Origin of the sequence: Undibacterium sp. Ji83W (assembly GCF_049340385.1) — a bacterium.
GTDB lineage: Bacteria > Pseudomonadota > Gammaproteobacteria > Burkholderiales > Burkholderiaceae_D > Undibacterium.
Window position 1 is genome coordinate 45,596 of the sequence record NZ_JBMPOZ010000025.1, and the last position, 12,683, is coordinate 58,278.

A 12,683-nucleotide genomic window follows, 5' to 3' on the forward strand; every position below is an offset into this window, starting at 1 on the left:
CCCTTACCTTATCAGAATATCACTAAAATTAAATTATAAACAAGGTTTTCACTATGTCTCCGAAAATTCTCACCGTCAGTATTGCGCTCGCTTTCAGCGGAGCAGCCAGCTTGCTATTTCCTCAAGAAACCGCACAGGCCGCACCAGCAATTAACAATGTCGCCAAAATCAAGCCAGCCGACCTGACGCTGGAACAGGTATACCGCGCCAAAGGCTATGCAGGCCAAGCCGCACGCCATATACAATTCAGCAAGGATGGCCGCTATCTGGCTTACACCTGGAACCCGTTCGGTGAAAATGGTTTTGATTTATATGTGCATGACACCCAGACTGGAGAAACCAAACGCATTACTTCACCAGCCCTGATGAAAACCTACGATGCGCCAGAGGACTGGGAACGCTTCGATAAAAAAGCCAAACAAAAAGAAAAAGAAGAAGCCGAGCGCCAGGCCAAGGCAGAAGCCCAGGCCGCCTACCTGCGCGGTGAAAAAGTCAACCTGATGCAGTGGGAAGAAGCCGCGCTGGAAGAAGTGAAACGTGAACTGGCCGAGAAAAAGGCCAAGGACGCTGCCAAGAAAGCTGAAACCGATGCTGAAGCTGCGAGGGAAAAAGCCGCTGCTGCCGCAAAAACCGGCACAGCCAGCGTAGCTAAAAACGATGGCGACAAAAAAGACGAAAAGAAGGATGCAAAAGACGATAACAAAGCCAAGGAAATTTGGGAACTGCGCGACGAGTTGAAAAAGAAACTCGAAAAAGAAAAACTCAAACCCAGTGACCTCTACCCAGGTGTAGATGGCCTGGTCTGGGCGAATAAAAAGAATGAGCTGATCTTCCAGTACCGCGGTGACCTGTTCCGCCTGAATGCAGCAGATGGCAAGATAGAACGCCTGACGCAAACCGACAAAGTCGAACGCATCGTCGCTTACCAGGCAGATGATAATGGCTATATCTACATGGATGAAAAACGCCTGTTCAACGCCAGCTTTAGCAGCAGCGCAATACGCCAGTTGAACCGTGAACTGATACACCCTGACGACGCCGATAAAAAATACCGCATCGCCAATACTGTACTGAGTGAAGACAAGCAATGGATGGCGATTTCTGCCGAGGCACCGGATGTCAAGCCAGAAAATGGCAAACCGCCTCCACCTGCTGAACGCCAGGTCGAGATCATGAACTACAGCGAACGCTTTGCTACGGCAAAAAAAGTGCCACGTGAAGTGTCCGATGACAAACGCAAGATACCCGCTACGGCCCTGTATATACGCCGCGTTGGCGATGCCTTTGCACGCCAGCCACAACCCGTCTTCACCAATGATGGTGGCGATGTCTGGTTTGAAATGAGCCCGGTTGCCTGGGCCAAGGATGGCAGCCGTTACACTTTCTCTACCTGGGAGCGTGAAAAAGACTTGTTGCGCATCTATGTCGGCAAGGCAGAAGAAGGCGTCAAGCCACAAATGGTTCTGGAAAGACGCGGCAACGTTGGCCATGAAGTCGTCAATGTACTGGCACCTCGCTTCACTGCCGACAGCCAGCAACTGGTTGCCGTCCTTGATGAGCAAGGTTATCGCCAGCCCTATGTCATTGATGTCAGCAACGGCAGCGTGAAACCCTTGCTGAAAGGCGACTTTGAAGCGCACAACATCATCGGCTTTAGCGACGACAATAAATCCATGTTCGTACTCGCCAACAAGGATGATTTTGCAGCCATGAATGCCTACAAGGTCGATCTCGCAACTGGTGACATGAAAGCCTTGGGGCAGGCTGGCGACTTCTATCGCAATAGCACAGTCACAGAAAGCGGCGACAAGCTGGCCAGCATGGCAGGCCAATGGGCCAGTCGCCCTGAATTGAAACTGGTGGATATCAGCAAAGCCAAATCCACCACGCTGACGCAAAGCCATGACCCGCAGTGGAATGCGATAGACCTGCAACGCCCTGAGCGCTTCAGCTATACCAATCGCCATGGCGACAAGATACAGGCGTATGTGTTCAAGCCAGCCGGCCTGAGTTCATCTGATCACCGCCCTGCGATTGTTTATACCTACGGTGGCCCGCTGAATGACAGGCATATCGTCGAGACTGACAGCTTCCAGCAAACGGCCTATATGTTTGGTATGTATATGGCAGCCAAGCATGGTTATGTGACTGTGGCAGTAGATCCACGCGGCCACTCCAATTATGGCCGCAAGTTCAGCGATGCCAACTGGGAACAGGTGGGCAAACCGCAGGCTGAAGACCTGGAAGACCTGACCAAATACATGCAAAAGAACCTCGGCGTAGATGGCAAGCGCATAGGCCTCACAGGCTGGAGCTTTGGCGGCTTCCAGACCCAATACACCATGTACACCAGCCCTGACACTTTTGCCGCCGGTATCGCCGGTGCTGGCCCGACAGAATGGGAAAACTACAATAGCTGGTACAGTGGCCGCACCATCGGCAAGACAGAACGCAGCAAACCTAACTTGCGTAAATATTCACTGCTGCCCCTGACTGCTGGCCTGAAAAAACCGCTGATGCTGGTACACGGCATGCAGGATCCAAATGTCTTGTATCAGGACACAGTGAATGTGTATCGTGCACTGCTAGAAAACGGCAAGGAATCCCTGGTTGATCTCTTCCTTGATCCAGATGGTGAACATGGTCTGGGTGGCACAGTCAAACCCAAGGCTCTGCATAAAAAATATGAAGCTTTCTTCCTGCAGCATTTGGGTAAGGCTAAGTAAGCAATGAATTAGCCTTAGTAACTTGAATAAAAGAGCGACCATGCTGGTCGCTCTTTTTGCTTTTATCAAGGGATTACACTGCAGAATTGGCCCTGAAAAACAGGGAACGGCAATTTCGCATTAAAATTACCGTAGATTATTTACGCAAGCATGCTGATAATGCCCCCATCGCCTGATTTTCAGATCAGGCAAGCACCAATTTCAGGAGTTACCCATGAAAAATAACATCAGCCAATACCTGTACTCTGTCTGCCGACAGGCAGCGCAAGAATTTCGTCAGATAGGACAAAAGGTCGGAGAACGCCTGCTGCGTACACCCTTGCCAAAAATCCTGGTCGTCGTGCTTGCTATCGCACTATTGATCACCATTATTCCGCTGATCATTACCTTGTTTATTGCCTTTGTACTCATCAGGATATTATTGAAAATCATTTCCATGAGCGTGCGGCAAAACCGCGGGAAAGATTCAAGCGTGCCGTATGAACGACGGATCAAGGATATACATTGATTGAATGGTTGCAGAAACGGCCCGACTACTATCCCACCATCAAATCCCAACACTGAAATTCAGCCCAGGAAAATCCTGAGTCAAATTTTCTTTCAGGCTGCTGGGCGTCAGCCCTGTCCAGCGTTTGAAAGAACGCCGGAAATTATTCGCATCATGAAAACCCAGGTGCATGGCGACAGCCTCATTATCGTAATGACGGCTCTGGAATAAATACAGGGCGACATGGGTGCGTACCTGATCCAGCTCGGCCTGGAAATGCGTGCCCTCTTTGGCCAGATAGCGTTTCATGCTGGCCGGGCTGACCGCAAATGCGAGCGCCAGTTGCTCCAGGCTAGGGTTCCTGCGTATATGGGTCAGCAGATAATCATAGATCGCATTTAACAGACTCGGCGTTTCATCGCTGAGCAAGGCTTCTTGCTGTGCCTGTTGCAAGGCCAGGCTGGCTGCCAGCGCACTACCTCGTGGCCAGGGCGAGTCCAGATATTCTGTGGCGATCAGCATGGCATCCAGATGGCAATTAAAACGCAGCTCACTACCGAGGTGCACTTCATGCTGCTCAGTGTGACGGGCAGCGCTGCGATTGAAACAGAAGCGCCATGGCAGGCGCATACCGCTTAGCCAGCGGCACATCGCAACCACGGCTGTCATGTGCATCTCGACTATTGCCGGGCGCAGACTGGGGGCACCATAGCTATCCATCCAGTACAAGACAGCCACATCTTTCCCTTCACTGAACCTGGGCCTGAGCAAAGGGCACAAACGGGTGGAATGCGCGCACAAAATCTCCAGCGCCTGCCGCAGGCTTTGTGCCTGCAACAAGGCATGGCTGAAACTGCCAAAATGCCCCGGCAGCATTTGTTGCCCCAGCATGAAACTGCTGTCGGCACTACGCAGGGCTTGCAAGGCATTTGCCAGCAATTGCAGATATTGCTGTGGACTGATATTGCATTGCCCTTGCGTGATCCGTGCAGCATCAAGGCCTACACTACGCAAGATGAGCTCATCATCGACTTCGCGGCTACGCGTATAGGCCAATATCTGCGCCGCATGGTATCCGGCTGGCAGGCAGGCATCTGCAGCCTGATGGAAATGCATTACACGCCCCTCGTTGCCAACTGCGGCTCAGTAGAGGCAAGTGCACTGGCTTCTACTGCGCGACTGAGCCTGCTCAGCAAAGTGTCCGGTGTATCGTCTGCCATAGTGCAGGCATGGCGCATACTGATTTCTAGCGTCGCCTCTCTGGCACAATAACGCATCTGCCTGACCATCTTGCACAGATGCACGGCCAATGCCTGCGCCTCCTCCAGACTAGTGTCATGCAAGACCAGGGCAAACCTGTCGCCCGCATAACGACATAACACATCCTCATTACGCAGGTTCAGCAAGAGCATGTGGCTGACAGCCTGTAAGACACGGTCGCCCTCATGCTGTCCATGCTGACGGTTGATGAGATGGAACTGGTCTATATCCAGCAATACCAGCGCACAGGGTACGCCAGGATGGCTGTCCAGCTCCAGCTTGATTTGCAGACGCAAATAATCAGCATTGCTAAGTTGGGTCACGCGATCAAACGCGCGATGATCGCGGAACAGTCGTTCGCGTTTTTGCAAATGTTCATTCAGCGTAAACTGCTCTTCGCGCCAGTAATACATGCCGGCAGTGACTACCAGCATGCCGACAAAGACCAGCATGGATTCCAGCCAGTTATCCCAGACATCTTCCTTGGGTATCGCAAAAAACTCATCCAGGCAATCTGCCCATGAGCCCAGCATGATGGCCGCGAGACCAAATGCAAACAGCCGCGTCACCAGACCCTTGGGACGGCTGCTGAGCATGATCAGCAACCACAGGCCAGACATGAGCGACGTGCCACCCTCGCCGACGATGTCCATCCACTTCCATTTGATGAAGGGTTTGGGTGTGCCCATATAGGCATACAGAAAAATAAAGGCGATCAATGCCACACAGGCAGTGATGATGAAATTTCTATGCAGGCGCAGCATGGAATTTTTAAGCATTGCGTTCACATCCAAAGGTCAAGTCGCGCGAGGGTAAATGAGATGCGTGACAGGACGATGACATGCATGTTTTTTGATATGGCCTATGGATGAAAAACAACGGGGGTGCAAACGGCTCAGTTCTTTTCCATTTTCACGGGTTCGTTGCCTGAAAGACCTTTCACCACAGAGGCACAGAGACACAGAGACACAGAGACACAGAGACACAGAGAAAAACAAGAGGAAAAAATCTCTTTGCCAAAATGGATAGACTCGATTTGAGTATTCTCTTCTTTCTTCCTCTGTGCCTCTGTGACTCTGTGGTGAGCTTTTTGGTCTGTTTTTCAAAATGGACCCGTTATCAGTTGAGTATCGCCAAACGCAAAAGTCAATTCAGCTCACATCTTCGCGGTTTACATTGCGATTTCCCCGCAACGGCAAATCTGGCGCCCATCTGTCACAGAACCGACATATACCTTCCCTAGAATCCGCCCACTCTTTTGCCATTCACTATCTGCGGAAACCCTGTCCATGAAAACCCTGAAGAAAAAACCTGTGCCTCAACTATCCATCATCATGCTGGGCATCTCGGCCATGCTGAACGCCCATGCCCAGGGGCCGAACGTAACTGTCAGTGATGCCAGCAGCGTTGTCATCAGCGGCCAGCGCGCCAGTATGCGCAAGGCACTGGAGATGCAGGAAAAAGCCGATAATATCGTCAGCGTGGTCAGCAGCGATGACATCGGTGGCCTGCCGGATAAAAATGCAGCAGAAGCATTGGCACGCCTGCCCGGCATCTCAGTCCAGCGTGATCAGGGCGAAGGCCGCTACATCGTTGTGCGTGGTCTGGGGGCTGACCTGAATGGTGTGACTATCAACGGCGCTCTTGTACCATCGCCAGAAGCCAGCCGCCGTGCGGTGGCGCTGGATGTTTTGCCTGCCGGGATGATACGTTCTCTGGAAGTCACCAAGACCCTGCGCCCTGAACAGGATGCCAGTTCACTTGGCGGCGCAGTCGAAGTCAAGAGCCTGACTGCCTTTGATTTGCCCGGCAAGATACTGACATTGAATACCGGTGCCAGCTATGACCAGGTGACAGGTAAAACGAGCCCGAATGCCAGCCTCTTGTGGGCTGACCGTTTTGCCGGTGGCAAGCTGGGTATCGCCGCTGGTATCAGCGCTGAGAAACGCAGCTTTGGTTCTGACAATGTGGAAACCGGTGGTGCCTGGGACAATGGCAAACTGGGTGGATTTGAATTACGTGATTACCTGCCGGTACGTGAGCGCCATGCCTATGCCCTGAACCTGGATTACAAACCGACTACGTCGCAGACTTACTTTATGCACGGCTTTTTGAGTGACTTCAGCGATGATGAAGTGCGTGACCGCATCACCATAGGCAGCTTTGCCAGCGGTACCCTGGCCGAAGGTGCAACGACTACTGCGAGAGCAGAACGCCGCATACGCCAGCGCAAGTACACCCAGACCATCAGCTCTGTTGTACTGGGCACGGAACAAAAATTCCAGGATTGGAAACTGGATCTGGCAGCAGGCTCCAGCCGCGCCAGCGAAGATACGCCAGAAGCCCTGAACGATGGCCGCTTCCGTGGCAATGCCAATTTCGCTGGGGTTGGTTTTGTTGATGGTGAAGTGCCCAAAATCATCGGCCCCGCCAGCCTGTATGATCCGGCAAACTACAGCCTGAATGCCATCAGTCTGCAACAGCGTTTTTCCAAGGATACTGAGCAGCATCTCAAATTTGATCTGACACGCAAATTCCACTTCGAGCAGTTTGAATCGAATCTGAAATTTGGCGCAAAAACCAGCCGTCGTGAAAAGACTAATGACACCAATCAATGGACTTACAACAGCAACAAAACCAGCAGTGGCAATTACTGGGGACCGGGTTCCACCTCCATGAGCGCCTTTGTACAAAACCAGGCGATTGACTATCCATTGGGTAATATCGGCACTGCCATCAGTGCTGACCTGATACGCGCCCGCGTGGCAGGCCTGGATAGGAATGCCGCCCGCCTGGTGCTGGAATCTGCCATCAATGATTACAAAATCAATGAAAACATTGATGCCGCCTACCTGCAAAACAGCTTTGACATGGATGCCTTGCACATACTGGCCGGTGCCCGTATGGAGCGCACGCAGTTTGATGCTGCCGGCACACAAGTAACTGGTGGCACCAGTCTGCAAGCCATCAGTCGCCAGCGCAGTTATTCTGACTGGCTGCCATCCCTGCATCTGCGCTATGACCTGGACCAGAAGACCAGTGTACGTGCAGCATGGACCAATGCCATCGTGCGTGCCAACTTCAGCCAACTGGCACCCGGCATCAACCTCACCAGCACTACCGAGGCAGTGATTGGCAACCCGGATTTGAAACCACTGAAAGCCAGCAATCTTGATCTGGGTGTAGAAAAAATATTGAGCCATGATGGCAGCGTATCAGCCTATCTGTTCAACAAGGACATCAAGAATTTTACTTATACGACCAACCTGGCCGGGTCTGGCGCATGGCAAGGCTATACCAGCGCAGTTTCTTATGCGAATGGTGATACCGCTAATGTGAAAGGCATAGAACTGTCTTACTCACAGCCTTTGCGCATGTTGCCAGCACCGTGGAAATACCTGATCGTCGGTGCGAATGCCAGCTTGACACGCTCCAGTGCCGACATTGCCCGCTTTGATACCACAACGGGTAAATCCCGCAGCCGTTCCATCAGTCTGCCCGGCCAGTCTGACCGTGTCATGAACCTGATGCTGGGTTATGAACATGGCCGCATCAGCACCCGCCTTGCGCTCAACTACAAATCTCCTTACCTGCTGGAACTGGGCACGGATATCTTGCGCGCAGACCAGGACCGTATTGTTGATACCCAAAAACAGCTCGACTTTTCGCTGGCCTATCAACTCAGCAAGCGTTTCCAGCTGGTCTTTGAAGCGGCAAACCTGAACAATGAAAAATACTATGTGTATCAGGGTGCGCATCAATATAACTCGCAATATGAGCAATATGGCCGCACGTACAAGATCAGCCTGAAAGCCAGCGTATTTTGATGAGCATGAAAACGATGAAAACAAAATATCTGATATCCAGCCTGGCATTAATACTGGTCTTTTCCTGCGCTTCAGCAGCAGGCGCTCCCCCGGCAGTTGTTGGCAAAGCCCAGGAAATAATCGCCCTGCCAGATGGTGGCTGGCTCACGCTGGACAAACAAGGTGTACGTCTTCTGGATGCACAAGGCAAGGAGCGCAGCAAAGTCAGCCTGCGGGCGAAGCACCTTGATGCCCGCCCCCATGCAGATGGCATGCTGGCGGTATTCACTGATGCCGATACGCAAAAAACCTATGTCTATGTGGCAGATCAGAAAACCGGGCAATTGCGTTTGCAGGCCAGCATGGCGTCACCGGATTTTTCACTGGAAAGCATGTGCCTGTATCGCGATGCGCAACAACTGGATCATGTGTTCCTGATTGGCAAGGAAGGACTGAGCGAGCAATGGGTCATGCATAAGGGCAGCGCGCAACTGGTACGCAAGCTGGCACTGCCACCACACAGCAAGCATTGCCGTGTCGATGACCAGAGCCAAACCTTGTACCTGAGCGTACCAGAGACCGGCGTCTGGGCATTTACGGCTGAAGCAGAAACTGCAGCCAAACTGAAGCCTGTCGCCATGGCCGCGCCGTTTGGCAAATTGCAAGGTGGTGCTACAGCCATCAGTGCGCTGCCAGGTGGAGTGGCGGTGCTGGATGCCAGCGGCAAGAAACTGCATCTGTATCGCCATAAGGATGGTCAACATTTCCAGCCTGAGCAAATCGTGAACCTGCCGTACAGTGCAACGAATGTCCATGCGCAGGCATCCAGCAATAACAGCAATAAACTGGATTTCCTGCTGCAGGATGAACAGGCAAAAACCTGGCGCGCCAGCAGCGCCGCCTGGAAGCAGTCAGCAGTATCCGAAATAGTCGTCATCGAACCCACGGTGCAAACCGATACCGTCGCTCGCCATGGCGACGCTGCTGATGATCCTGCTATCTGGGTACATCCAAAGGATGCCAGGCTTTCCCGCGTTCTGGGCACCAACAAGAAACAGGGTTTGCTGGTGTATGACATGCAGGGCAAGCAAACCCAGTTGCTGGAAAGCGGACGCCTGAATAATGTGGATGTGCGTCAAAATATTAAATGGGGTCAGCAAAGTTTTGATATCGCCATGGCGACCCAGCGTGATGAAAACAGCCTGGTGTTATATGTCATCAATGATCAGGGGCAAGTGGCGGAGGCTGCGCGCTTCGCTACCAAACTGGACAAGATTTACGGTTTTTGCCTGTACCAGCCAAGCACAGGCGGGCTGGAAGCATTTGTGAATGACAAGGATGGCACTTACCAGCAGTTTCGCATTGTCCACAATGAACAAGGTTTCAGCAGCAGCCTGGTGCGCAGTTTCAAACTGGCCAGCCAGCCAGAAGGCTGTGTGGCTGATGACAAGACTGACCGCCTGTTCATGGGAGAAGAAAAGCGCGGCATCTGGGTCACGTCTGCCAAGGCAGATCAGCCTGCGGATTTGCAAATGGTGATGCCGGTTGGCAAACAACTGGTGGCCGATGTTGAGGGCCTGGCCATGTATTTTGGTGAACGGGCAAATTACCTGCTGGTATCAAGCCAGGGGGACAGCAGTTATCTGGTACTGGAAGCGCAAGCTCCCTATCGTCTGCGCGGCAAGTTTCGCATAGGCATGAATCTGGCCAAGGGTATTGATGGCACTTCAGAAACAGATGGGATAGAGGTCAGTTCTGTCAATTTTGGTGGCGAGTTTGCACTCGGCATGCTGGTCGTGCAAGACGGTTACAAGCGCCTGCCAGATGGTACGCAAAACTTCAAGTACATCCCCTGGTCTGCGATTGCCAAGGCTTTCAAGCTTGAGTGATTTTTGATTGTTACCATGACTGAAACATCATCAGGCGCGGTACAAATTCATGACAATTTGTCGACACTTTTCAAGAAGTATGCTTAGCCTCAGCGTCTATCATAATAGAACGACAAAATAGACAATGAGGCAGCAAATTGAAAGCTCGACATATATTCCTGACAGGCAGCTTGTGCCTGATGACCAGTTTGCTGGCAGCCTGCGGTGGCGGCAGCTCGACTGCCAGCAACCCGGTGGTGACCCCACAGGTCGCCGGCCTTAGCTTGAGAGGCACGGCGGCAACAGGCAAGGCCATCGCTGATTCGGCTGTCAATTACAAATGCCGCACAGGCACAGGGGCAACCAGGACGGCGGCAGATGGCTCGTTTGAAATCAACTTGCCGGCAGGCAGTGCACTGCCCTGCATACTGGAAACTTCAAATCCTGCGAATGGCAAAAAGCTGCATGCGCTTGCAGTCAATACTGGTGTAATTAATCTGACGCCTTTGACCGAGATGCTTTCCACCCGCCTCATGCGTACAGATATGGCGGCGTTTTTTACCAATCCTGATCTGGATGCGGTAACAAAAACCTTTACCAGCGCGAATGTCACGGCAGCGCAAACTGAAATTCGCAATGTACTCAGCGGCTTGCTGGATACCAGTACCTTAAGTGACTTTTACAGCACGCCGCTGAAAGCAGCTACCAGCGCCAACCCGGCCAGTGGTGACGCACAGGACAAAATACTGGACACCCTGAATCTGGCATTGGCGGCAAACTTATATGATCCGCTACTCACTATGCTGGCGAAGACAAATCCACCTGCCAGTCTCCCGGTATTTGGCCGCGCTGGTTGCCTGATACAGTTGGCTGACAAGCAGTTCATCTCATGCAGTGGTCCCAACCTTTGGGAAAATGCTCCCCGCATTGACATTACCCCTGGTGCACTGATCATGACACCTGGTAGCAAACGCGTATTTGCTGCATTATTGAATTATTCGCCATTTGTCGATTACATGCGCGATCCAGTCACCTGGCAGGTAGTGGAAGCTGATGGCGGAGCTATCAATAACTTTGGTGAATACACTGCTCCCAGCAAGCCAGGCACTTATCATGTCAAGGCAGGACGCGAAGACTATCCTTTATTGAGCGTTACGGCCCTGGTGGTGGTTGATAACAGCACACCTGACTTTGTGCCAACTTTGAGCGTCGATCGGCACGTGGTAAATGTCATGCCGGGTGCCACCATAAACTTGCAGGCAAGTATTAATTATCCGCCAAATATCAACTACATACGCCAACCCGTGACCTGGAGTGTCATTGAAGCTGACGGCGGCAGCATTAACTTGTCAGGTAGTTACGTAGCGCCAACAAAAATCGGCACTTATCACGTCAAAGTGCAGAGAGATGACTTTCCGTCTATATACTTAATAGTCGATATTTTGGTAAATTACCCCCCTGATTAAAACTTGCATGATTCCCCTGAGCGCGTATGCTATCGACATACTCTGGATGATTGCAAAATAAAGTTAAATTAGAAGTTGCTTTTGAGAATTTATTGACTATCATACAGACAGTCGATCATTCCTCAAGGCAACTTTTAATATTCTGCACAAGCCGCAACATGCAAGTTCATGTAGCAACAGGCCATTGAGTGGAGGAATCGCCAGATGTTTATAGGGAGAAAGTCATGGACAGGTTGGAAATTTTCAAAAGCATAGCCGCAGAAGTCAATCGTGGGGACATCGTCTTCCCTACCAATGTGGAAGCTTCGCTAAGACTACAACGTACCCTGGACGATCCTGATTGCCATATAGACACGGCAGCCAAGCTCATCATGGCAGACCCCTTGCTGTCTGCGCGCACGGTCGCCATCGCTAATTCGGCAGCCTATCGCCGCTCGACGAATGAAATCACGCACGTCAGGCTGGCAGTCAACCGCCTCGGCTTTCGCACTCTGAAAGCCATGCTGGCCGCCGTCATCGTGCGCCAACTCAATAGCAAGGTCACAGACCCGGTTTTGAAGCATAAGGCAGACAGATTGTGGGAACATTCTGCCCATGTATCTTCACTGGCGCAGGTCATTGCCAAGCAAGTCACCAGGGTTGATCCTGAAACTGCCATGTTTGCTGGTATCGTCCATGAAATCGGTGGGTTTTACCTGATCTCCCGTGCGGAAGAATTTCCTGGCTTGCTGGATGGCGAACCAGAAATCTGGATCGAATATGGCGAACGCATGATAGGCCGTGGCATCATGCGCCAACTGGGCATACCTGACAGTGTGATGCAGGCTGTGGAAGCCATGTGGCATGGCGTATGCGCCTTCCCGCCAGAGTCCCTGGGTGATACCCTGATTTTGGCCAATGACATCGCACCAGTACTGTCGCCTTTGCATGACGCTGACAGGGAATACAATAAGAAATTTGCCCGTCGCCTGAATTTTGATACTGAAGACAGCAATTTCCAGATCATCATGGAAGAGCAGGAAGAGCAGATCGATACGCTGGCCACTGCTCTGATGATGTAATCAAGAAAC

Annotated in this window: 8 protein-coding genes; 6 read left to right on the forward strand and 2 right to left on the reverse strand. The window is 51.9% G+C overall.

Features of this window, described 5'->3' with window-relative positions; all coding sequences use genetic code 11:
• The first annotated feature begins 53 nt into the window (after window positions 1-53).
• Together ACO0LD_RS27695 and ACO0LD_RS27700 are read left to right on the forward strand one after the other, a co-directional pair.
• Complete coding sequence (locus ACO0LD_RS27695; protein ID WP_423012046.1) at window positions 54-2,726, forward strand: prolyl oligopeptidase family serine peptidase; 2,673 nt, start codon at window positions 54-56, stop codon at window positions 2,724-2,726.
• A gap of 214 nt (window positions 2,727-2,940) precedes the next feature.
• Entirely contained in the window at window positions 2,941-3,234 is a 294-nt protein-coding gene (locus ACO0LD_RS27700) for a hypothetical protein (RefSeq protein ID WP_423012048.1), read from the forward strand.
• Window positions 3,235-3,273: 39 nt separating this feature from the next.
• On the opposite strand, the gene ACO0LD_RS27705 is transcribed toward ACO0LD_RS27700, so the two are convergent.
• Together ACO0LD_RS27705 and ACO0LD_RS27710 are read right to left on the reverse strand one after the other, a co-directional pair.
• Window positions 3,274-4,329, reverse strand: coding sequence for an AraC family transcriptional regulator ligand-binding domain-containing protein (locus ACO0LD_RS27705; protein WP_423012050.1), 1,056 nt, complete (start codon window positions 4,327-4,329; stop codon window positions 3,274-3,276).
• Window positions 4,329-5,252: a GGDEF domain-containing protein gene (locus tag ACO0LD_RS27710; protein WP_423012052.1), complete on the reverse strand. Its 924-nt coding sequence runs from the start codon at window positions 5,250-5,252 to the stop codon at window positions 4,329-4,331. The genes ACO0LD_RS27705 and ACO0LD_RS27710 overlap by 1 nt, the downstream gene beginning before the upstream one ends.
• A 510-nt stretch (window positions 5,253-5,762) precedes the next feature.
• On the opposite strand from ACO0LD_RS27710, the gene ACO0LD_RS27715 reads away from it, so the two are divergent.
• From ACO0LD_RS27715 to ACO0LD_RS27730, 4 genes are all read left to right on the forward strand, one after another.
• The gene (locus tag ACO0LD_RS27715; RefSeq protein WP_423012054.1) at window positions 5,763-8,300 is read left to right on the forward strand and encodes a TonB-dependent receptor; all 2,538 of its coding nucleotides are present in this window, start codon (window positions 5,763-5,765) and stop codon (window positions 8,298-8,300) included.
• Between the two features lie 14 nt (window positions 8,301-8,314).
• Window positions 8,315-10,168 (forward strand): phytase, encoded by a 1,854-nt coding sequence (locus ACO0LD_RS27720; RefSeq protein ID WP_423012056.1) that lies wholly within the window; start codon window positions 8,315-8,317, stop codon window positions 10,166-10,168.
• A 137-nt stretch (window positions 10,169-10,305) separates the two neighbouring features.
• Complete coding sequence (locus ACO0LD_RS27725; RefSeq protein WP_423012058.1) at window positions 10,306-11,613, forward strand: hypothetical protein; 1,308 nt, start codon at window positions 10,306-10,308, stop codon at window positions 11,611-11,613.
• 224 nt (window positions 11,614-11,837) lie between these two features.
• Window positions 11,838-12,674: an HDOD domain-containing protein gene (locus ACO0LD_RS27730; RefSeq protein WP_423012060.1), complete on the forward strand. Its 837-nt coding sequence runs from the start codon at window positions 11,838-11,840 to the stop codon at window positions 12,672-12,674.
• The last annotated feature ends 9 nt before the right edge of the window (window positions 12,675-12,683 follow it).